19 protein-coding genes and 2 pseudogenes are annotated in these 21,718 nt (G+C 70.2%); 13 read left to right on the forward strand and 8 right to left on the reverse strand.

Annotated elements, in window-relative coordinates; translation table 11 throughout:
* Positions 1 to 37 precede the first annotated feature (37 nt).
* From ACFT7S_RS07430 to ACFT7S_RS07450, 5 genes and pseudogenes are all read right to left on the reverse strand, one after another.
* Entirely contained in the window at positions 38 to 1,048 is a 1,011-nt protein-coding gene (locus ACFT7S_RS07430) for a phosphotransferase family protein (RefSeq protein ID WP_382728247.1), read from the reverse strand.
* Between the two features lie 100 nt (positions 1,049 to 1,148).
* Positions 1,149 to 3,431, reverse strand: coding sequence for an alpha-xylosidase (gene yicI, locus ACFT7S_RS07435; RefSeq protein WP_382728250.1), 2,283 nt, complete (start codon positions 3,429 to 3,431; stop codon positions 1,149 to 1,151).
* Entirely contained in the window at positions 3,428 to 4,846 is a 1,419-nt protein-coding gene (locus tag ACFT7S_RS07440) for a GH1 family beta-glucosidase (RefSeq protein WP_382728253.1), read from the reverse strand. The genes yicI and ACFT7S_RS07440 overlap by 4 nt, the downstream gene beginning before the upstream one ends.
* A gap of 5 nt (positions 4,847 to 4,851) precedes the next feature.
* Positions 4,852 to 5,112, reverse strand: a complete 261-nt coding sequence (locus ACFT7S_RS07445) for an acetylxylan esterase (RefSeq protein WP_382728554.1) — start codon at positions 5,110 to 5,112, stop codon at positions 4,852 to 4,854.
* Positions 5,113 to 5,157: 45 nt separating this feature from the next.
* A pseudogene (locus tag ACFT7S_RS07450) lies at positions 5,158 to 5,642 on the reverse strand (glycoside hydrolase family 3 N-terminal domain-containing protein); the annotation flags it as partial.
* A gap of 240 nt (positions 5,643 to 5,882) precedes the next feature.
* Between ACFT7S_RS07450 and ACFT7S_RS07455 the strand changes: the two are divergent.
* The 3 genes from ACFT7S_RS07455 to ACFT7S_RS07465 all read left to right on the forward strand — a co-directional run bounded on the left by ACFT7S_RS07455 (position 5,883) and on the right by ACFT7S_RS07465 (position 7,694).
* Entirely contained in the window at positions 5,883 to 6,533 is a 651-nt protein-coding gene (locus ACFT7S_RS07455) for a hypothetical protein (protein ID WP_382728255.1), read from the forward strand.
* A complete protein-coding gene (locus ACFT7S_RS07460) occupies positions 6,530 to 7,057 on the forward strand; it encodes a hypothetical protein (RefSeq protein WP_382728258.1) in 528 nt (175 codons plus the stop codon). Before ACFT7S_RS07455 ends, ACFT7S_RS07460 begins: the two co-directional genes overlap by 4 nt.
* 121 nt (positions 7,058 to 7,178) lie before the next feature.
* The gene (locus tag ACFT7S_RS07465) at positions 7,179 to 7,694 is read left to right on the forward strand and encodes a beta-galactosidase (protein ID WP_382728261.1); all 516 of its coding nucleotides are present in this window, start codon (positions 7,179 to 7,181) and stop codon (positions 7,692 to 7,694) included.
* Positions 7,695 to 7,720: 26 nt separating this feature from the next.
* On the opposite strand, the gene ACFT7S_RS07470 is transcribed toward ACFT7S_RS07465, so the two are convergent.
* Entirely contained in the window at positions 7,721 to 8,317 is a 597-nt protein-coding gene (locus ACFT7S_RS07470; protein WP_382728263.1) for a TetR/AcrR family transcriptional regulator, read from the reverse strand.
* 103 nt (positions 8,318 to 8,420) lie between these two features.
* On the opposite strand from ACFT7S_RS07470, the gene ACFT7S_RS07475 reads away from it, so the two are divergent.
* Together ACFT7S_RS07475 and ACFT7S_RS07480 are read left to right on the forward strand one after the other, a co-directional pair.
* Positions 8,421 to 9,896: an MFS transporter gene (locus ACFT7S_RS07475; protein ID WP_382728265.1), complete on the forward strand. Its 1,476-nt coding sequence runs from the start codon at positions 8,421 to 8,423 to the stop codon at positions 9,894 to 9,896.
* Positions 9,897 to 9,903: 7 nt separating this feature from the next.
* Entirely contained in the window at positions 9,904 to 12,741 is a 2,838-nt protein-coding gene (locus ACFT7S_RS07480) for an ATP-binding protein (protein WP_382728268.1), read from the forward strand.
* Between the two features lie 105 nt (positions 12,742 to 12,846).
* On the opposite strand, the gene ACFT7S_RS07485 is transcribed toward ACFT7S_RS07480, so the two are convergent.
* Positions 12,847 to 13,620: a BTAD domain-containing putative transcriptional regulator gene (locus ACFT7S_RS07485; RefSeq protein WP_382728271.1), complete on the reverse strand. Its 774-nt coding sequence runs from the start codon at positions 13,618 to 13,620 to the stop codon at positions 12,847 to 12,849.
* 161 nt (positions 13,621 to 13,781) lie between these two features.
* On the opposite strand from ACFT7S_RS07485, the gene ACFT7S_RS07490 reads away from it, so the two are divergent.
* The 7 genes and pseudogenes from ACFT7S_RS07490 to ACFT7S_RS07520 all read left to right on the forward strand — a co-directional run bounded on the left by ACFT7S_RS07490 (position 13,782) and on the right by ACFT7S_RS07520 (position 20,052).
* Positions 13,782 to 14,003, forward strand: coding sequence for a DUF6059 family protein (locus ACFT7S_RS07490; protein ID WP_382728274.1), 222 nt, complete (start codon positions 13,782 to 13,784; stop codon positions 14,001 to 14,003).
* 514 nt (positions 14,004 to 14,517) lie between these two features.
* A complete protein-coding gene (locus ACFT7S_RS07495; protein WP_382728277.1) occupies positions 14,518 to 15,390 on the forward strand; it encodes a hypothetical protein in 873 nt (290 codons plus the stop codon).
* 365 nt (positions 15,391 to 15,755) lie between these two features.
* Positions 15,756 to 16,946 (forward strand): NAD(P)/FAD-dependent oxidoreductase, encoded by a 1,191-nt coding sequence (locus ACFT7S_RS07500; protein WP_382728280.1) that lies wholly within the window; start codon positions 15,756 to 15,758, stop codon positions 16,944 to 16,946.
* 10 nt (positions 16,947 to 16,956) lie between these two features.
* Positions 16,957 to 17,895, forward strand: coding sequence for a sigma-70 family RNA polymerase sigma factor (locus ACFT7S_RS07505; protein ID WP_382728283.1), 939 nt, complete (start codon positions 16,957 to 16,959; stop codon positions 17,893 to 17,895).
* A 391-nt stretch (positions 17,896 to 18,286) separates the two neighbouring features.
* On the forward strand, positions 18,287 to 19,012 hold the full coding sequence (locus ACFT7S_RS07510; RefSeq protein WP_382728286.1) for a heparin lyase I family protein: 726 nt from the start codon (positions 18,287 to 18,289) through the stop codon (positions 19,010 to 19,012).
* A 535-nt stretch (positions 19,013 to 19,547) separates the two neighbouring features.
* Positions 19,548 to 19,607, forward strand: a pseudogene (locus ACFT7S_RS07515) (hypothetical protein); the annotation flags it as partial.
* Positions 19,608 to 19,779: 172 nt separating this feature from the next.
* Complete coding sequence (locus ACFT7S_RS07520; protein WP_382728289.1) at positions 19,780 to 20,052, forward strand: transposase; 273 nt, start codon at positions 19,780 to 19,782, stop codon at positions 20,050 to 20,052.
* A gap of 75 nt (positions 20,053 to 20,127) precedes the next feature.
* On the opposite strand, the gene ACFT7S_RS07525 is transcribed toward ACFT7S_RS07520, so the two are convergent.
* The gene (locus ACFT7S_RS07525) at positions 20,128 to 20,523 is read right to left on the reverse strand and encodes a RidA family protein (protein WP_382728557.1); all 396 of its coding nucleotides are present in this window, start codon (positions 20,521 to 20,523) and stop codon (positions 20,128 to 20,130) included.
* Positions 20,524 to 20,659: 136 nt separating this feature from the next.
* Between ACFT7S_RS07525 and ACFT7S_RS07530 the strand changes: the two genes are divergently transcribed.
* Positions 20,660 to 21,631 carry a helix-turn-helix transcriptional regulator gene (locus ACFT7S_RS07530; protein WP_382728292.1) on the forward strand — a complete coding sequence of 324 codons (972 nt, stop codon included), beginning with the start codon at positions 20,660 to 20,662 and terminating at the stop codon, positions 21,629 to 21,631.
* Positions 21,632 to 21,718 lie beyond the last annotated feature (87 nt).

Below are 21,718 nucleotides of genomic sequence, written 5' to 3' on the forward strand. Positions count from 1 at the left end.
CTCATGGGCTCGCTGGACACGGCACCTGCCGGGGCCGTTACGGAGCCGTCCGAGCAGCGGTGCGGAGGCGGGTGACGGCGTCGGCGAGCATGCGGCGGCAGAACGCGAGGTGCGTGGGGCCGAAGCCGCGGGGCCCGCACTCGACGACCAACAGCAGGCAGAGGTAGAGCTGGTAGAGGGCCAGCCGGTGTTGGAAGGCCGGGCCGAAGTCGAGGCTTCCGCCCGCCGCGGTGTAGCCGGCGATGAGGTCGCTGTCCGGGCCGGCGTCGCCGCCGAAGGCGAGCGAGACCAGTTCGGCGGCCGGGTCGCCCCAGAAGGCCCGTTCGTGGTCGATGAGTCCGGTGATCCGCGCGTGGCTCCCGTCGTCGGCGGGGTCGACGAAAATGTTGCCCGGCCACAGGTCGAAGTGGACCAGCCTGGGTTCCGTGACCTCTTCGAGGGCGTGGCCGCCCTCGGCGACGAGCCTGCGGATCTCGGCGGGCGGCGCGTCCAGCGGGGACTGCCAGCGCTCGGCGTCCTCCAGGAGCGCCTCGACCATCGCGGTGAACGCCGTCCGCCAGTCGGTGGCCAAGAGCCCGGACTGCGCGGCCGGGTAGCCGAACCGGCCGTCCTCGGGTGCCAGCGTGTGCAGGCGTGCGGTGATCGCGCCCAGTTCGCGGCGTGCCGCCGCCTCGGCCGGGTGGGTCGGGCGGCCGGCGGCCTTGTCCCACGCGGTGCCCTCGACGACCGAGAGGACGAGGAACTCCCTCCCCGCGTAGAGCAGTTCAGGTGTCGGAACCGGTACCCCGCCGCCGGGAAGACCTGCGATCCGCCGGTAGACCATGGCCTCCGTCCCGAGGATGCCTCGTTCGTACCGCAGTACGGCGGCCCCGTCCGGCGGGGCGAGTTTGACGGCGGCGGGTCGGTCGTCGTCGAGCCGGACTCGGTAGACGGCGCTGAACCAGCCGTCGGACAGTTCGCTCTCCACCCGGCATCCGACGCCGGCGCCGGCGCGCAGCAGGGCGTCCAGTTGATCGGGGGCCAGGTGTCGCTTGGTCTGGCTACGCATGGCGGCATGCTTTCGGGTTGTGGGCGTGGAGATCGGCGGCGTCGGCGGCGAACCGCGCCGAGGGCGGGGCCGCGCAGGGACCCCGCCCTGGCTGGCCGGTTCAGGCCGGGTACGGCAGGTCGGCCTCCGAGGTGCCGGCGGGCCGGGTGTGCACGGTTGCGTTCGGGCCGCCGATCCGTAGCTGCCACGGGTGCGGGCTGTCGGTGGTCACGTGCAGGCGGCCGCCCCGGCGGCGCAGGTGGAAGCGGGCCGTCTCACCGGGGCCGTCGGTGCTGGGGATCACCACGGTGTGCTCCGCGCCGTCGGCGAAGGCGTGCACCCGCAGTTCGACGCCGTCCGCCCAGGCGGAGACCGGGTGCTGGTCGTCGGCGGCCAGTGCGATGACCGAGTCCGGGCGGGCCAGCAGCGGCAGGGTGTGGAAGCCGTGCTGCTCACGGGCCCAGCGCGGACCGGTGATCTGAGTGCCCGTCAGCACATTGGTCCAGGTGCCTTCCGGCACGTAGTACTCGACTGTGCCGTCGTCGGTGAAGACCGGGGCGACGAGCAGGTCGTCGCCGAGCATGTACTGCCGGTCGAGGGTGGCGGCGGTCGGGTCGTCGGGGAACTCCAGCACCAAGGCGCGCATCACCGGGACACCGGTGGTGTGCGCCTGCTGCGCGGCGCGCTGGAGGTACGGGGCGAGGCGGTGCTTGAGCAGGGTGAACTCGCGGGTGACGTCGACGGCCTCCTCGCCGTAGTCCCACGGCACGCGGTACGACTTGCTGCCGTGCAGGCGGCTGTGCGAGGAGAGCAGCCCGAACTGCACCCAGCGCTTGAACACGGCCGGGGTCGGGGTGCCCTCGAAGCCGCCGATGTCATGGCTCCAGAAACCGAAGCCGGACAGGCCGAGGGAGAGGCCGCCGCGCAGCGACTCGGCCATGGCGTTGAAGTGGGACGCGCAGTCGCCGCCCCAGTGGACCGGGTACTGCTGGCCGCCCGCCGTGGCGGAGCGGGCGAACAGCAGCGCCTCGCCCTCGCCTCGCTCGGCGCGCAGCAGTTCGAAGACGGCCTGGTTGTAGAGGTGGGTGTAGTAGTTGTGCATCCGCTCGGGGTCGGAGCCGTCGTGCCAGACGACGTCGGTGGAGATGCGCTCGCCGAAGTCGGTCTTGAAGCAGTCCACGCCCTGGTCGAGCAGCGTCTTCAGTTTGCCGGTGTACCAGTCGCGCGCGGCCGGGTTGGTGAAGTCCACCAGGGCCATGCCGGGCTGCCACAGGTCCCACTGCCACACGCTGCCGTCCGGGCGCCGCACCAGATAGCCCTCGCGCATGGCCTCCTCGAACATCGCCGACTTCTGCGCGATGTACGGGTTGATCCAGGCGGAGATCCGCAGCCCCTGCTGCTTGAGCCTGCTCAGCATGCCGGCCGGGTCGGGGAAGGTGTCGGAGTCCCAGGCGAAGTCGCACCACTGGTAGCCGCGCATCCAGAAGCAGTCGAAGTGGAAGACGCTCAACGGGATGCCGCGCTCGGCCATGCCGTCGACGAAGCGGTTGACGGTGGCCTCGTCGTAGTCGGTGGTGAAGGAGGTGGTCAGCCACAGGCCGAGCGCCCAGGCCGGGGGCAGAGCGGGGCGGCCGGTGAGCGCGGTGTAACGCTGAAGGATCTGCTTCGAGGTCGGGCCGTGGACGACGAAGAACTCCAGCGACTGGTCCTCGACGCTGAACTGGGCCTGGCCGACCGACTCGGAGCCGATCTCGTAGCTGACCTTGCCGGGGTGGTTGACGAAGACGCCGTAGCCGCGGTTGGTCAGGTGGAAGGGGATGTTCTTGTACGCCTGCTCGCTGCTGGTGCCGCCGTCAGCCTGCCAGATGTCCACCGCCTGCCCGTTCTTGACGAACGGGGTGAACCGCTCACCCAGTCCGTACACCGACTCTCCTACGCCCAGGGAGAGTTGCCCGAGCATGAAGTGCCGGCCGGCGGCGTCGGTGACGAAGCCGGTGCCGCGCTCGCCCACGGAGGTCAGCACCCGTCCGTCGGCGGTGAACTCCAGGTGCCACGGCTGTGAGGTGTCCACCCGCAGCGACAGCTCACCCGCACTGAGCTCGACCACCGCGCCGTCCCGGCACACCTTTCCCACATCCGGTTGCGCGCCGGGCAGTGCGAACTCCGGCCTCCGCCGCCCCGACCCGGCGTGGTGGGTGGCACGTACCCCGATCACGCCCTCGGCCGGCGACCAGCACTCGACCGTCAGCAGCGCGCTGTTGAGCATGCCGCCGCGGCGGCGCACGTGCTTCACCGGCGCGTAGAGGGTCATCCGGTGCTCGTCGGCCCGGACGTCCGCGACCTCGGTGGCGTAGCGCGCGGTGACGCCCGGACGCATCAGCCAGTAGCCGTCGGTGAACTTCATGGGGTGGTTTCCTCCGTCCGCGCGCGGTGCGCGGTGATCAGGCCCCGGTACCAGTGGTAGCTGTCCTTGGGCGTTCGAGTCAGCGTGTCGTAGTCGACGTGGACGAGGCCGAAGCGCTGGCCATAGCCGCGCGCCCACTCGAAGTTGTCCAGCAGGGACCAGGCGTAGTAGCCACGCACGTCCACCCCGGCGGCGACAGCGGCGGCAACGGCGGCGAGATGGTCTGTGAGGTAGTCGATCCGCGCGGTGTCGTGGACCCGGCCGTCGGGGCCGACGGTGTCGGCCTCGGCGGAGCCGTTCTCGGTGATCCAGACCGGTGGAAGCCGCGGGTAGCGGGCGCGAAGTCCGCAGAGCAGCTCGGTGAGTGCCTCCGGGACGACGGGCCAGCCCATGGTGGTGTGCCGGGTCCCGTACGGGTCCAGCTCGATGACGCCGATGTCCACGGCGGTGCGGAGTTCGGGGTCGTCCGTACGGTGGGGTGCGGCGGCGACGGTCACGGGGCGGTAGAAGTTGATGCCGAGGAAGTCCAGCGGGGCGCCGATCAGTTCCAGGTCGCCGGGCCGCCGCCAGGGGCCGGCGGCGAGGCCGGCCCAGGTCTGGTCCTCGTGTGCGGGGTAGCGTCCGGCGAGGAGCGGCTCGGTCCACGCCTCGTTGTGGAGGACCTCGGCCCGGCGCAGGGCGGCCCGGTCCTCGGGGAGGTCGGAGGCGGCGTGGATGCGGTCGAGGTTGAGGGTGATTCCTATCTCGCGGGCGCCCGCGGCGCGCAGCGCACGTACCGCAAGGCCGTGGGCGACCAGCAGGTGGTGGGCGGCCGCCAGCGCGCCGCGGCCCTCTTCGGCGCCGGGCGCGTGCCGGCCTTCGGCGTAACCCACGAAGGCGGAACAGTACGGCTCGTTGAGGGTGATCCAGCGCTCCACCCGGTCCCCGTAGCGCTCGGCCGCGAGGGCCGCGTACTGCGCGAACGCCTCGGCGGTCTCCCTGACGCGCCAGCCACCGCGGTCCTCCAGGGCCTGGGGTAGGTCCCAGTGGTAGAGCGTGACGGCGGGCGCGACACCGGCGGCCAGCAGCTCGTCGATCAGCCGGTCGTAGAAGTCCAGGCCCTTGGCGTTGACCGGCCCGGTGCCCTGGGGCAGCAGGCGGGGCCAGGCGATCGAGAACCGGTAGCCGTCGACGCCCAGTCCGCGCAGCAGGGCGATGTCCTCGCGGTAACGGTGGTAGTGGTCGCAGGCGGTGTCGCCAGTGGCGCCGCCGAGGGTACGGCCAGGGGTGTGGCTGAAGGTGCCCCATATGGACGGGCCACGGCCGTCCTCGTCATAGGCACCCTCGATCTGGTAGGCGGCGGTCGCGGCTCCGAAGCGGAACCCGGCGGGCAGGTCGGGGAACGGGCGATCGGTGGGCCCGGATGCGTCGGACACGGTGTTCAGAGCTCCGGAGCCAGGCCGCGCCGGTGCGGCCAGGCCAGTCGGGTGGGCGGGTTGGAGCCACAGCCGCCGTCGTGGTCGGCGAACGGCCACACGGTCACGGTGCGGTCCTGGCCCGCGTAGTGGTTGATGGCGGCGTCGACCGTGGAGGGCGGGCATACAGGGGCCGTCAGGCCGACGCTGAACAGCGCCGGAGCGGTGGCCCGTTGGGCGAAGTGGACGCCGTCGAGGCAGTCGAGGGTGGCGAAGGTCGCCTCCACACGGTCGCGGCTGTGCCGGTGCGGGTACTTGGTGATCTTCGGGTACGGGCCCTCGCGGCCAAGGCCCCGGCAGTAGGCCGTCGTCGGCCGACCGGTGTGCGGGTCCTCGGAGTAACTGTCCTCGTTGTGACCCCAGTGCGGATCGCGCAACAGATTCACCACGGGCGCCCACGCCTAAGGCTGTTGGTGCCGGAGCCGATCGTCGGCCGGCGGTGCCGGTGGAAGGCGCGCCTCTCCACCGACACGGCCGTGGCGACCTCGTGCACGAGGTCCCCGTCCCAGATGGCGCCGAGCCCCACCGCTTGCGGGAAGACAGCCCCGCCGAGCCAGGCCACGCCGTGCAGTGCCTCCGTCCAGGTGCGGAAGGAGGCGGCGCCCGGGCGCTCGGCGGGCGGCGCGTACTGGTGAAGCAGAGCGATCCGCTCTTCGAGCGTGAGCCGTTGCAGCAGGTCGTCGACGCGCTGGGCCCACGGGAGCGCGGGATCGCGGAACGACCGCCGGCCGACGGCGGGTAGGAAAGCAGAACCCACGGGAGGGCCACCTCAACGAGAGGGAGAGACATCGGTTAGTGAAGCGCTTCGACGCTGCCACTGCCTAAGATGTGATGTCAATGCCTGACAAGAAAGAAGGTTGCATTGCCTGCAGCCTCTTGTTTCGTCAGAAATTCCTCAATGCCTTGCGTCATTGGGTGAAGCGCTTCGACGATCCTCCGAGGGGGCTGCTGCCATGAATCACCAGATGAGCCGTTGTTGCCGTCCGCGGGCTCCACGGTGAGCCGCACCCCCGGATGGCACGTGCTCGGCCGCGAGGCCTTCCTCGCCCCGGTCACCTGGGACGACGGTGACGACTTCGACCGCAGCGAACTGCATCCCACCTGGATCTCCGTGCGCGACCGGTCCGCCGAGCACTGGACCACGAAGGAGCGCCCACGCTCTCTGACGCTGCGAGCACGCGGCGCCTCCTTGGATGAGCCGGACGTCGTCCTCGTCGGTCTGCGCCACCAGTATCGGGCGTGCCGGGCGCGCCCTTTGATCGATCCGGCGCAGGGATGCGGCGGGCTCGCCGTACGGCTCGACGAAGAACACCGCTACGAGATCGAGGCGGACGGCACCGAGGCGCGAGGTCTCGCGCGTCGGCTCGGTGCGCGCCGTCTTGGCCACACAGCCGGTGCCCCTGGGCCCGATTGTTCTCGGCGTGCGGAAAGCCGAGCCGCCCACACCGCGCGACGCGCGCACCGACCCGACGTCGTCTCCCTCGGCGTCGAACTACCGGACGGAACCTTCACCTCGCTCGCGACACTCGACGGCCGCTGTCTACCGACCGAGGCGGCCGGCGATTTCATCGGCCGGGTGATCGGCCTGCATGCCGCCCAGGGCGTCAACCACTTCGACCGGTACGGCTACGAGCCGCTGACCGCGTGAGGCGTCAACCCTTCCTCGCCTCCCGACAAAAGCTGCACGGCGACGCCGCTTCCGGGGCCTGTGGCACGGCAGGACCAAGCTTCTCCCGGGACGGGGCGACACCCTCTCCGGCGACCGGTTCACCTTTCACCGTCCGCGCACTGACCAGGCTGACCGGCGATCACGACGACGGCGTCAACGCGACGCTCCAGGCCCGGTTCTCCAGCGGTCTGCCCTGGAAGATCCATGTGACGACGTACGACACCCCACAACAGGCGAACGCGACGGGAACCAGCAACTCGCTCCCCATACCGACTCAGTTCCGCGACCACCAGCTCGCCACGATGGAGGCCACGTACGCCGACGGCAGCAACGCCGGCCCCTCCGACTGGACGACCTACCAGGAGTACAACGTCTCCTTCAACCCCGGCTACGAGAACAACACCATCACCCTCACCGACAAGTTCCTCGGCTCGCTGCGTGACGGCGCACCGGTGACGCTGAAGTCCCACTTCTACAGCGACGCCCCCTCACCTACCACGTGACCAAGTCCGGTACGTCCGTGACCGGCTCGACCTCCAACGCCCACCACCTCCCCGTCCCGGCCGCCGGGACGCACGACCGGATCCCGGCGGCCAGAACCCATACGTCTCCCGAGGGCTTCGCATGACTGATCTGCCCGCGCGCGTCCTGTTCGGCGCGGCCTACTGCCACGAGTACCAGCCGCACGAGCGGCTCAAGACCGACCTCGATCTCATGGCGGAGGCGAAGTTCACCGTCATCCGCGTCGGCGAGTCGGTCTGGTCCACCTGGGAACCGGAGAACGGCCGGTTCGAACTCGACTGGCTGATCCGGCGGGCGCGGACGGCCACTTCCGCTGGTGCGTGCGCATGCTGCTCCGCGACGATGTCGCCGAACTGCTCGGCGGCGACGACAGGGAGAGCCACAGCACGGACGGCGACGGCGCCGAGGGGGGCGCCCGGTGAACGCGCGGATGGCTGGGGACGCGGGTGGGTTCAGCGCGGGGCGAACTGGACGCGGGCCGGCACCGACCGCGGAATTCACTGTGCCGAACACCGGGGACAGCCGGTCCGACAGGGCCTTCAACACCACGATGTGGCCTCCTATACGTCGTACGCCGATGCGCGCAGACGCTACGAGGGGCCTCTCAAGCGGTCCTAAAAGGACTGTGCACCTGCGGGCGTGCGTCAGCGCCCGGGGGCGCCGGTGACGATGCCTTCCAGGAGCAGCTGGAGGAAGCGCGGACTGCCGTCACGCTCCGGATGGGCGTTCTCCCGCACCCACGCGGCGCCGCTGAGCAGGTCGAACAACTCGTCCGCCGTGAGGTCGGCCCGTACCTGGCCGGCGTCCTGCGCGGCTCGGAGCAGCCGGGCTCCGCTGCCGTGCATGGCGCTGCAGGCGGCGTGCGACGGCGTGCCCTCGTCGTACATGCTCTGGGCGAGGATGCCGACAAGACCGCGGAACGTGCTGAAGTGCCGCACAGCCTGGCGCATCCACTCCGCCAGTGCTTCGAGCGGGTCGTCGCCGACGGCCAGTGCCTCGGCGTGGGCCACGAGGTCGGCGAGCCCGTCCCGGGTGGCGGCCTCCACGAGGGAGGCGCGGGTAGGGAAGTGGCGGTACAGCGTGCCGATCGCGACGCCCGCCCGGGATGCGATGTCTTCCAGCGAGGCTTCGGATCCCTCCGCCTCGAACGCCTTGCGTGCCGCGGCCAGGATCGCGTCGTAGTTGCGGGCGCCGTCGGCGCGCTTGGGACGCTGCGCGATATAGGGCTCGGTCTCGGCCACGATGCCTCCACTTGACTACCTGAGAGTGCCTCAGGTTAACTGCGGCTGCCTAACCTGAGGCTGGCTCACCATAGTAACCCGGCCGCTGACCGTGGAGGACCCCATGACCGCTGACACCGTTTCCGGCGACATTCCGTCCCGGGACGCCCCGTCCCGTACGCCGTGGGCCTTGGCGCTCACCGCGATCGTGGGCGCGGAATTCATGCTCCAGCTCGACGGCACGATCGTGAACGTCGCGCTGCCCACCCTCCAGGACGACCTCGGCGTTACGGTCGCCACCGGGTCCTGGGTGCCGAACGCCTTCTTCCTGGCGTTCGGCGGACTCCTCCTGCTGGCCGGCCGGCTCGGGGACGTACTGGGATACCGCAAGGTCTTCCTCGGCGGCATCGGCCTGGTGATCGTCGCCTCCCTGCTCGCCGGACTCGCCCCCAACCTGGAAGTCCTGCTCGTGGGCCGGGTGCTCCAAGGCGCGGGAGCGGCCATCGCAGGACCCACCGGACTTGCCCTGCTCACCGTCGTCTTCGAGGGGGAGCGGCAACAGCGCGCCTTCGGCCTGTACTCCACTGTCACCGGCCTCGGCGCATCCGCAGGCATGGTGCTCGGCGGCGTACTGACCTGGCTCGGCGACTGGCGCTGGAGCCTCCTGGTGAACGTGCCGGTCGGCCTGGCCATCGTGCTCGTCACGGTCAAGGCGCTCGGCGTCAAGGACGAGCCCACGCACGCCCGCTCGCTCGGACTGCCCAGCGCCGTACTGGTCACCGCCGCTGTCACCGCCGCCGTCTACGGGCTCGTGCACGCTGCCGAAGAGGGCTGGGGCGACACCTGGACCCTCATTCCGCTGGCCGCCTCCCTCGTCCTGTGGATCGCGCTTCTCCTGGTGGACTCGCGCAGCTCGGAGCCGCTCCTCCCGCGGCAGGTCTTCGCCGACCGCGTCCGGGCCGGCGCCTTCATCAACCTGCTGCTCCTGGCCGCCGTACTCACCAGCTTTCTGATCTACCTGGTCCAGTACCTCCAGGGAGTGCTGGATCTGAACGCCCTGGAGAGCGGCCTCGCGATCCTGCCCTTCGGATTCGCGCTGCTGGTCAGCACCCAGGTACTGACCAAGTACATCGCCAACGTCGAGCTCAAAGTCCGCGCGGTCGGCGGACTGGTCCTCGTCCTGGCCGGAGTGGCCTGGCTGACCCGCCTCGACGGTGACAGCACCTACGCCGCCGGGGTGCTCCCGCAGATCGTCCTGATCGGCATCGGCGTCGGCATCGCGATCATCCCGTTCAACATGGTCGTCCTCACCACGGCGCCGCCCGAGTACGCGGGTGTCACCGCGGGTGTCCTGCAGACGGCCCTCACCATCGGCGGTTCCGTCGGTCTCGCGGTGCTCCTGGTGCCGTTCACCTCCGGCGACGGCGGCGTCGCCGAGAACATCTCCTCGGTCTTCGTCTGGGCCTCGGTGCTCACCGTCGCAGCCATCCTGGTCTCGCTGGCCTTCTGGTTCGGCCCCGGCGCCGCCAAGCCCGCGCAACCGCTCTCCCCTCCAGCCTCTGGGGCGTGTCCCGTTCGCCGGGCAGCCGCTGATTCGTAAGCGGTCCATGAAGGTTCTGTTACGCAGCAATCCGTCCGCTGTGCACTCTCCTAGGCTTCGTTCGGGCCGCAGTTGCTCCTGGGCCTTCCCGGCGTTCCGATGGCAGAAGACCGCAGGCACACACCACCAGTCCACCGTCCGAGGAGCGGAGTTCGAGGAACTCAGGCACCTCGTACGGGCCGCCGCCGCAGGACACGACGCGGCCGCGGAACTCACCGGCGACCCGGGATCCGGCAAGACCGGACTGCTCACCCTGTTGGCCCGGGAGGCCCGGCAGCACGGTGTGCTCGTGCTCCGCGGACTCTGTGTCGAGGCCGAACGCGGGGCCCCCTTCCGCCCGTTCATCGAGGCGCTGGGATCCCTGGGCGGCGGATCCGGCGTCCGGGCCACCGCGGCGGCCGGACTGATCAGGACCCTCGCGGAACCCCCGCAGGACCCCGACACCGTCGAGCCCGAGGCGGGCAGCCTCACCCGCCAGTGCCAGTTCTTCGCCGAGATACGCAGGATGATCGCGGACTGCGTCGCCGCGTCACCGCACGGACTCCTGCTGCTCCTCGACGACTTCCACTGGGCCGACGCCTGCTCCGTACAGCTCCTGGAGATGCTGATGCGCTGGCCCGTCGGCGGCGGGCTCGCCATCGCCGTGGCGCACCGGCCCCGTCAGGCACCTCTCGCCCTGAGGGTCTCCGTCCGGCGTGGTGTCGAACTCGGCACGGTGGAACAGGTGGCACTCGGCCCCCTCACGCTGTGCCAGAGCGCCGAACTGCTCGGCGTCGAGGTAGACGAACCGGGCCTGGAAAGACTCCACGAGGGCAGCGGCGGCAACCCCCTCTACCTCACTGCCCTCGCCGCCGTCGAACGGTCGGCGGACCACTCACCCGGCCTCGGCGCACGGGACACCTTCACCGCCAGACTCCTTTCCGAGTACGCCCTCCTCAGCCGCACCGAACGGCTCACCGCGCACGCCGCAGCCGTCCTCGGCAACACCTTCGACGTGGACGCGGTGGCCGCCGTCGCCGAACTGGGCACGGATGAGACCTGCCGGGTGCTCGGCGCCCTGCGCAAGCGCGACCTGATCCGCTCGGCCACCGGTCCGGACGGCCTCTCCTTCCGCCACCCGCTCCTGCGCGACTGCCTCTACAGCGAGGCCGACCCCTGCTGGCGCGCCGCCGCGCACCGCAGGGCGCTCGACCACCTCTCCTCCCTCGGCGCACCCCCCATGGAACGCGCACCCCATGTCGTACGATCCGGCGCCGGAGCACGTCCCTCGGACCGGGAGGTCCTCACCGCGGCGGCCCGGGCAGCCCTGCCCGCGGGCAAGGTGTCGCTCGCCGCGCACTGGCTCACCTTCGCCCTGCGCCTGCACCGCGCCGACCACAGCCCGACGGCCGGCAGCGGGAACGACCCGGAGTCCTGCGCCCTGTGGCTCACGGTGGTGCGCGCGCTTGCCGCCGACGGCGACACCGAGCGGATCCGCGCTCTCGTACGGGAGATCCTCGCCGTCCTCGCCGACCGGCCCTCCGCACAACGGTCCGCCGCTGCCGCCTCCCTCGCGCTCGTACAGGCCGCGCTCGGCCGGGTCGAGGACGCCCGCGTGCTGCTCGCCACCGCTCTGTCCGCCCAGGACCCTGCCGACCGTACGGAGGCCGCCGCGCTTCATGTACAGACCCAGCTGGTCGGCGTGCTCGCCGGCCACGTGCCACAGCGCGCCGATGTCGAGGCGCTCGGCAGACACACCGAGTACGCCGATGCCGTCACCACGGGCGGCGCGCTCGCCCTGCGCGGTCTGAGCGCGGTCTTCGCCGGTGACCTGCACGCCGCCGAGACGGCCATCGACGCCGGAGCCCACCACCTGGACGGACTGGAGCCGGACGCCCCGGCAGGCGGCGCATTCGCCTCGTATCTGATGGTGCTCGGCTGCGCCGAATCGGCGATGGGCTGGTACGGGCCCGCCCGCGCCCACACCGAACGCGCCCTGGCCGAGGCCCGGCTGCGCGGCGACCTCCATCTGCTGCCGGTCCTGCTCAACCTGCTGGCCTACATCGACTACCAGGCCGGCGCGATGGCGGAGGCGCTCGACATCGCGACGCAGGCTCGCACCGCCGCCCTGGCCGCGGGCCGCACCGATCTCGCGGCGCTCGCCGACGCCGTCACCACGGCCGCCTGGGCCTGGCTCGGCCGCACCCGGACGGACAGTCCGCGCACTGCGGTACCGCCCGGTTCGGCGGGAGGGGCCCCGCGGGCCACGGTGGTGGCGCTGCTGCTCGCCGAGGCGGCGCTCGCCGACGGAGACGGGGCCACGGCCCTCGCCCTGCTGCTCCCGGCGAGGGACGCCAGAAGGGTGTCCGAACCGGCGCCGATCCTCGCGGCCCGCGTGTACGAACTGCTCACCGCCGCCACAGCGGCGACCGGCGGCAACGCCGAACAGTGGGTGGAACGCGCGGCCGCCGCGGCAGCCGCCGTCAACCTCGCCGAACCGGCCGGGCACGCCCTGCTGGCCCACGGACACGTGCAGCTGGCCCGGTCGCTGCCGGCCGAGGCCGCCCGTTGCTACGACGAGGCGTACGGGATGCTGGGCGACACCGCGGCGGGACTGCGGGCCAAGGAGCTCGCCCGTACGGCACGCCGGGCGTCCGGCGGAGTCGCGGTGGACTCGCTGACGGAGCTGACGAGCCGTGAACGCGAAGTGGCGGAACTGGCTGCCGAGGGGCTCAAGACCCGGGACATCGCCCAGCGTCTGCTGGTGTCCCCGCGCACGGTCGACGCCCATCTGACGCGCATCTACAGCAAGTTGGGGATCAATACCCGCGCCGCCTTGGTCCGGATGATGACCGGCCCGCGCTAGAGCCTGTCGTCAAACCCCCGCCTGCGCCGCGAGTTTGACGACAGGCTCGAGCGGGCCGGCCGGACCGTGACCCCGACGCCCGGTCCGGTCGGCCCCCAGCGCGGCTCAGCTCGCCGCGGGCAGATCGAGCAGCCGGTCCGAGGTGAGGATCGCCTGATGCAGGCGGCGCAACGAGCGATGCGGTTCCAGACCCAGTTCGGACCGCAGGACCCGCTGCGCCGAGCGGTACACCTGCAGGGCCTCCGCCTGCCGTTCCGAGCGGTAGAGCACCAGCATCAGCTGCCGGTAGAACGTCTCGCGCAGCGGGTGCTGGGCGATCAGTGTGTTCAGCAGGCTGATGACCTCCCGGTGCCGGCCGAGCGCCGTACGGGCCTCCACCGACAGTTCGAGGCACTCCAGGCGTTCCTCCTCGGCCCAGGTCGCGAACGAGGTGAGCACCGGACCCTCCGCGAGTCCGTCAAGTGCCGGCCCGCGGATGAGTGACAAAGCCCGGTCGAACGAATGCAGCGCCTCTTCCAGACGGCCGGAAGCATGCTGCGCCCGTCCTTGGCGCATGGCGTCCTTGAACTCGTCCACGTCATGGCCCGCTCCCTCCCGGCGGAGCAGGTAACCGGCCGGTTTGGTGACGATGGCCCGGCCTTCCGGATCGCCCGCAGTGGCGAGGAACTTGCGCAGCTGCGATATGTACACATGCACCGCGGCGGAGGCCCGCCGCGGTGGCCGGTCCCCCCACAATTCGGTGACCAGCTGCTGTTTGGTGATGACCCGGTCGCTCCCGATCAGCAGAGCGGCCAGCATCATCTCCATCTTGGGGGCGGACAAGGAGAAGCACTCCTGGGCGTGGCGTACCCGGAGGGGGCCGAGCAGTTCGTAGCGCATCGAGACCTCGTACAGTCGGGGATCGAGTGTGCGTTCCCGAACAACTGTCCGCTTCGCGCGTATGTCCGCACATCGGGGAAAGTACGTACGTAGCGCTCATTGGCTGATTCTGATCGGCGCTCATTTAGCGGTGCTTTGGCAGCGGGCACCACAGTGGCCGGATGTCTCTGTTCGTTCTGCGCGGCCTGCGTCTGCTCATGGAGGCGCTCATCGCCTTCGGTGGGCTCTGGGTCCCGCCCCCTCCGCCCCCGCTGCCCGCCGCGTCCCCGCAGGGCCCCACGCCCGGCCATCCGGAGCGGCTGTGTCCGGAGATTCCCTTGAGCGAGGCGGAGTTGCGGCTGCAGCGCGAGTTGTCGGCATGGCTTGGGGGGTACCCGGGCTGACCGCGCCCCACTCCGTCGGCGTGGTGCGACGACCACCGGAGCGATCCTCGCCACCATGACGCTCAAGTCTTTGGAGGAGGAGCGTCATGAGGAAGATCATTCTGTCGATTTCGGTGTCCGTCGACGCTGTCTCCGTTCCCTGCTGGACCGGGCCGGTGCCGGAAGCCCCGGTCCACTGTGCGCGGCTGCCTTCTGGGGCCCTCGCCGCACACGCCGGACGATCGCCGGAGGAGCTCACCGACGATCAATCGCCCCAACGGCCGTCCGCGAACTCGTCCACCGTGCACACGGGGCCCGCGCCGCCGGCCTGCTACGGGGTGACTCGGCTCTGATCTGCTCGCCCGGACCTGGAGATTCTTCCTGCGAAGAACCGGGTGCCGGCGAGCAGCGGAATCGGCACCCCGCGGGGCCAGCAATGAAGCAGCGGCCGGGTGGGTGATCGGGTCGGGCATCCGGCGGAGGTGCGACGGGCGCGATCGTGTCGGCCGCGTGTGGGCGGCGCAGAGTGGGTGGCGTGGATGTCGAGGAGATTGCCGAGAAGCTGTATGGGCTGAAGCCGGCCGAGTTTGTTCCGGCGCGGGATGCGTACGTTGCCGAGGCTCGGAAGGAGAAGGACATGGCCGGGGCGAAGGCGATCGCCGCGTTGCGTCGGCCGGTGCTCGCGGCGTGGGCTGCGAACCTTCTGGCCCGTGAGGGGCGGCAGGAGGCGGAGCAGTTTTTGGCGTTGGGGGAGACGCTGCGCGAGGCCCACCGGACGCTTGATGCCGAGCGGCTGCGTGCGGCGAGCCAGCAGCAGCACCAGCTCGTCACCGCTCTTGCACGTACGGCTGCCGGACTGGCCCGGGGAGCCGGGGAGCCGGTGAGCGACACGGTGCTGCACGAGATCGAGCAGAGCCTCCACGGCGTGCTCACCCACCCGGACGTCGCCGATCAGTGGTCGAAGGGCCGGCTCGTGAAGGTGCCCGAGGTCACGGTCGGATTTGCCGCTGTCACCCCGGAGACGGTGCCCGACCTCCCGGCCTCGGCGGAACAGCCCGCGCCGAAGAAGAAGCCAGGGCGTGAAGCGGCTCGGCGCCATAACCTCGAACGGGCTCGTGCGACTGCGGAGGAGGCCGACGCTAAGGTCGCCGGACACGAGCAGGAGCTCGGGGAGGCCCGCGATGCGCAGGAATCTGCCGGAGGGAGGGCCGAGGAAGCGACCGAACGGGTTCGCCACCTGGAGCGCGAGCTGCAGGCGGCCCGTCAGGCCAAGGCCGAGACCGGGGCGGCCGCGGTGGAGGCTGGTTCGGCTGTGCAGGCGGCGGAGCGTGCCCTGCGGGAGGCGCGCAGGAGTGCTGAGCACGCCGCCCGTGTCGTTCAGCGCCTGGAGCAACAGAGCGATCTGTAGACGGCGGTGCCTACGAGGTGCCATGACGATCACAGCTTGGACGTGCCGCTTGCCCTCGCTCCAGTTGTAGAAGGTCCGGGAGTTGAGTCGTAGCGGACGCTGGTCAGGGTGGACATGAAGCAACGTGATCCGGCTACCCGACCACAACACACAGAAGCTTGGACTGGTGTAACGCCGACCGATAGTTGGCCATCTCGATCCGTAGTTGCCCATCACCCCGTTTCGACTGCCCAAGACAGGCCCAAGCGCCTGTCGGAGGCTCAGCCGCTCGTCTTGGTTCGGTGACCCGCGTCACACCCGGCTCCTGTCAGCAATCGGGGCGCCGTCTCGTTCAAAGGGCACGCGAACGAGACAGGAGCAACGCCATGAAACACCGCATCGTCGTACTCGGCGCCGGATACGCCGGGGCCTTCGCCGCCGGAAACCTGGCCCGCCGGCTCTCCCCCGCCGACACCGAGATCACCGTCGTCAACGCCGTGCCCGACTTCGTTGAGCGGATGCGGCTCCACCAGCTCGCGATCGGCCAGGACCTCGCGTTCCGCAAGCTCGCCGACGTATTCGCGGGCACGGGGGTGCGGTTGCGCCTGGCGCGCGTCACCGGTGTCGACCCCGAGCGCAGGACCGTCGCCGTGACCGGCGAGGACTGCGACGGCGAGCTCGCGTACGACACGCTTCTCTACGCGCTCGGCAGCTCCGTAGCCCACCATGGCGTCCCCGGCGTGGCCGAGTACGCCTTCGATGTGACCGGCCGGTCCTCGGCGCTGCGTCTGCGCGAGCGCCTGGCCGGCCTGGGCGAGGGTGGCACTGTGCTGGTCGTCGGTGAGGGGCTGACCGGCATAGAGACCGCCACCGAGTTCGCCGAGTCCCGGTCCGACCTCTCGGTCGCGCTCGCCGCCCGCGGCGAGCTGGGCGCCTGGCTCTCCCCGAAGGCCCGCCGTCACCTGCGCCAGGCCTTCGACCGGCTCGGCATCACCGTCCACGAGCACACCGGCATCGAAGCCGTCGAGCCGACACGGGCGATCGCCGCCGACGGTACGTCCATCCCGGCCGACGTGACCGTGTGGTCGGCCGGGTTCGCCGTGCACCCCATCGCGGCCGCCAGCGGCCTGGAGGTCGCCGAGACCGGCCAGATCGTCGTCGACCGCACCATGCGCTCGGTCTCGCACCCGGACGTCTACGCCGCCGGTGACTGCGCCTACGCGATCGGCGAGAACGGCCGGCCGCTGCCGATGTCCTGCGCCTCGGCCGGCTTCACCAACATGCAGGCGACCGCCGCGATCATCGCGCGCCTGACGGGCAGCGAGGTCCCGACCACCGGGCTGAAGTACCACGGCAACCACATCAGCCTCGGGCGGCGGGACGCGATCTTCCAGATGGTGGACGGGGACGTCCGGTCGAAGTCCTGGTACCTGGGCGGCCGGACCGCCGCGCGGCTCAAGTCGGGCGTGCTCAAGGGGGCCGGGTGGGGCATCGCCCACCCGACCTTCGGCATGCCGAAGCGCAAGCGCCGCCTGGCCACCGCGCCTGACCGGGCCGGTGTGAGGGTCGCCGCATAGGCTGTTCCGCATGGACAACGCAGCCATCGATCGGTTCGAGGCCAGCCGGGGCCGGCTGGCCTCGCTCGCGTACCGTCTGCTCGGCTCGGCCGCCGACGCCGAGGACGCCGTGCAGGACACGTTCCTGCGCTGGCAGGCCGCAGACCGCGAACGGGTCGAGGTGCCGGAGGCGTGGCTGACCAAGGTCGTCACCAATCTCTGCATCGACCGGCTCCGCTCGGCGCAGGCGCGCCACGAGCGAGCGGCCGGTGCCTGGTTGCCCGAGCCGCTCCTCGAGGGCGACCCGATGCTCGGCCCGGCCGACACCTTCGAGCAGCGCGAATCGGTGTCCTTGGCCGTACTTACCCTCTTGGAGCGCCTCTCGCCGGTCGAGCGGGCCGTCTACGTCCTGCGTGAGGCCTTCTCGTACAGCCACGCCGAGATCGCCGGGATCCTCGACATCACCGAGTCCGCGAGCCAGCAGCATGTCCACCGGGCCCGGATCCGGGTCGCCGCCGAGCGCCGCAGCGGCGTCGAGGCCGACCCCGCGTCCGCGCGCCGGGTCGTCGAGGAGTTCCTCGCCGCCGCCACGTCGGGGCGCACCGAACGGCTGGTGGCGCTGCTCACCGACGACGTGACGGCGGTCTCGGACGGCGCCGGACTGGGCAAGCGGCTGTTGCGGTACAAGACGCGCGAGCGGGTCGCCTCCTACGTGCGGGCCGGCTTCAAGCCCACGCCGGCGAAGCGGCGGCTGGCCGGCGGCTCGCCCGCGATCCATATCGCGCTGATCAACGGTTCCCCGGCCGTCCTCGCCGTGGTCGACGACCGGGTCGTGGGCGCCGTGGCGTTCGAAGTCAGCGACGGCAAGGTCGCGTCCCTGCGCGGCATCGCCGCCGCGGACCGGCTCGCGCGCCTCAACGAGGCCTGGCGGGAGCACGAACCCGACGCGCCGGTCATCAACGCATGGTGACCAGAGCCGCCGGAATCCAGTGACCTGAGTCGGAGCGAGGACGGCACCCCTTCGGCCCCCGCGCTACACAGCAGCACGGGGGCCGAAGCACTCCGAGCCCTTGATGGCGGGGCCGATCAGCACCCCGGCCACCGTCTCACGCGCGATGACCAACCGCTCCAGCCGGCTCTCCACCTCGCCGAGTTCGGCCAGGATCCGATGGGCTTCCTCGCGCAGCCGCTCGAAAGCGCACTGCCACCACGGGCTGTTGTGAAGCGCCTTTCTGAGGTTCGGGAAAGAAAAAACAGAACAAGGTATTCCGCTTTCTCAAGCCTGTGGATCACACTCGCTGGGCATCAAGTTCCCTGTGGGCAAGGCCCTTTGCCGCCCACTGCCCAGTGAAAGGAAACCTGTGCGCAAGCGTCTTCTGGCTCTCCCCGCAGCGATACTCGCCTGGTCCGTCATCGTCGCCTCACCCGCGAGCGCCTCGCTCACCTGGGACGGTGACACCACCAACGGAATCGGTGTCTTCGGCAGTCTGGAGTGCCCGTCACCGGGCGGCATCGTCTCCGCGGCCCAGACCGACGGCCACGGAGACATCTGGCGGTACACCAAGGCAGTTGGCATCGACCGCTGCGAGTCGAAGGGCATCAGGATCGGCGGCTCCAACTACACGTTCCAGAACAACAGCACGTACTACCTGGGCTGGGAGAGCAAACTGTCCACCACCAGCCTGGCCAGCGGCGACTTCGTCGTCTTCCAGTGGAAGTCGTATCCCAACTCCAGCCAGAACTACCCGGTGTTGATGACGGTCTCCGGCGGCTCAGCCAACCTCTACTACATCGAACCGGGCGAGGTGTGGAACAAGATCTGGTCCGCTCCGATCGCGGCCTTCGACTGGCACCGGTTCGCCTTCGCGATCCACACCTCGGACTCGACCACCGGAGGCTGGATCGAGCTGCGGCTCGACGGGGCCCAGCAGACCTTCATCAACGGCTCCACGCGCTACACCGGCCGCACCTGGGACACCTACAACGATCCCAAGTGGGGCGCCTACGACCGCGATCACCCGGAGAACGAGATCATCAACCGCATCGACAGCCTCAAACTCGGCACGTCGTACGCGGACGTCGACTGAGGCTTGAGGCTGCGGGCGCCCTCCGCACTCAGGAGTGGCTGTACGTTTCGAGCAGCCGCAGCCGTGGTCCCCGTCGGCGTACAGGCCCGCACCCGAGACAGCACCCAAGTCGTAGTCCCCAGCGCATGCCACAAAGCGATAGCGTGGTCAGCTTGATCTTTAGAAGCCGTATTCCTATCGATCACGAGGACGGTTCTGGTCGAACAGGGTGCCTGGTCTTGTGGACTTGGCCGGGTGGGGGTGCATGAAGGCAGGGCCTCTGGTGCAGCATTAGGGTTGTTGAAGCCAACTCGTGAGACCGGCGGCCCTGTTGATGCAGTTGTGCGCGGTTTCGTCCTCGGGGTTCAACTCGGCGCCGTCGGTGTGCGATTGCCTCGCTCACCGGTTCGGGAACGCAGCCGACCGGCTGGAGAGGGTGCGGCGGCATCCGTCGGACATGACCGACGCGGAGTGGGTGGTGGTGCGTGACGCGCTGGCGGTGCCTGCGTGACTGGAGGGCCGGGGCGGCCAGCCGGAGGGCTACTGTCACCGGCAGATGCTGGATGCGGTCTTCTACGTCACCGATAACGGTGTCAAGTGGCGCTCCGTTCCTGCGGACTTTCCCGCATGGGACCGCGTCTGCGACTTCTTCCGCAGGTGGCGCAGGAACGGCTGGTCAAGGAGCTGCACGACCGGCTGCGCGGCAAGGCCCGCGAGCGTCCGCGGGCCGCGACCGCGAGCCGACTGCGGCGATCATCGACTCGCAGTCGGTCAAGGCGGCCGCCTCGGTGCCCGCGGCCTCACGCGGTTACGACGGCGGGAAGAAGATCAACGGCAGGCGCCGACACGTCATCACGGACAGCCTCGGCCTGCTGTTGATGGTCCTGGTGACTGCCGCGGACGTCACCGACCGCCAGGCTGCCCGCATCATGCTGCCCCGGATGCGTGAGCGGTTCAGGAAGATCAGCCTGGTGTGGGCCGAAGGCGGCTACACCGGTCGCGCAGTCGTTGCAGGAAGGACTCGCCGTCGAGGCCATGGGCGCCGATTGTCACCATTCTGAGCACAGGTAGTCACCCATCTGCCTGCTACTTGTGCCGGTTCAACCGGCACAAGTAGCAGGCAGGGCGAGGTCGCATTACGCGACGGCGGTCCCCTCAAGCTCGACCATCTGGCCGGGTATCGCCAGTCGCGTCACCCCGAGCATCGTGGTGGTCGGCGCCACCTCGGCGGCGCCCAACCGCGCTGCCAGCACGCCGTAGTGCTGGAAAAGCAGATCGACGTCGGTCGTGTAGACGTTGAGCCGGACGAGGTTCGCGAGAGACATGCCGGCCTCGCCGAGCACGGCCTCCAGGTTGTCGATGCTCAGCGTCAACTGCGCTGCAATGTCACCGTCATGCTGGGGCTTGCCGTCGCCGCTCATCGCGGTCTGCCCCGAGATGTACAGGGTCCGTGTGTGCCCGGAGACGACCTCACCCTGGTTGAATCCCATCTCCACCGACCACGTCACCGGGTTGACCGCCGTTCGTTCCACTGCCATATCAGCTCCATTCGATTCATCGGGAGTACGTACGTCCATCGGCTCGGTAGCCGCCGGCTTTGACGTCGCGTCAACGAGCCTCCCAACAAATCACGACACCCTCAGTCATGTATTCCGTTAAAGTTCTCGTATGCGTGCCGACCGGTTGGTCTCACTCGTGCTACTGCTGCGCCAGCGCGGTCGGCTGACAGCGGACACGCTGGCCCGCGAGCTGGAGGTATCCACCCGCACCGTGCTGCGCGACATCGAGGCGCTGTCCGCGGCCGGCGTCCCGGTCTACGCCGAACGCGGCAGGCACGGCGGTTTCGCGTTGTCGCCCGGTTTCCGGACCGAGCTCACCGGACTGAACCACGACGAGGCCCTTGCCTTGCTGACCGCCGGATCGGGCCGCGGCGAGCAGGTATTCGGCCTCGGCTCGGCGCTCGCTTCGGCCATGCGGAAGGTGGTCGACGCGCTGCCCGAAAGCCACCGGGCCACCGCGAGCGACGCGGCCCAGCGATTTCTCGTCGACCCGGAGACCGACCTGCTCTCACGCCGGCTGGTCATTGAGGAGGTACCCGACACCACAATGATCGAGGTCAGGCGCGCGGTGCTCGCCGGACACAAGCTGCGCATCCACTACGCGGCCACAGGCCAGACACCGCAGTGGCGCACGGTGGACCCGATCGGCCTGGTCACCGTACGCGACCGGGTCTACTTGCTGGCCACGAGATCTGGCGCGGACCGCACCTACCGGCTGTCGCGGGTGTTGGCCGCCGAGGAACTCCCCGAAACGGCACAGCGACCAAACCGGGTCGATCTGGACCGGATCTGGCGGGAGCGCTCCGCGCAGTTTCTCTCCGGCGACCACATCACCGTGCTGGTACGGGTGAACCCGGCGCGGCGGGAGGACCTGCTGGACACCGCGCTGGCCGTCCGCGCAGAAGAACCCGACGCAGACGGCCGGCTGCGGCTGGAGGTGACCTTCCAAGATTCACGACACGCCGAATGGGCGCTGTGGCAGCTCAGCACGGACGCGGAAGCCCTGGCCCCGCAGTCGTTGCGCACCTCCCTACGCAACCGCGCCGCCGCGATTGCCACCCGCTACGGAGACTCATCCTGAGAGTGAGAAGCCAACTCATTTGGCTAGCTGATCATTTCGGAATGAGTTGGGTGCAGGGGCTTGGCGGTTGAGGTTGCCGACGCCGAG

This window comes from Streptomyces sp. NPDC057136, assembly GCF_042670885.1.
Lineage (GTDB): Bacteria > Actinomycetota > Actinomycetes > Streptomycetales > Streptomycetaceae > Streptomyces.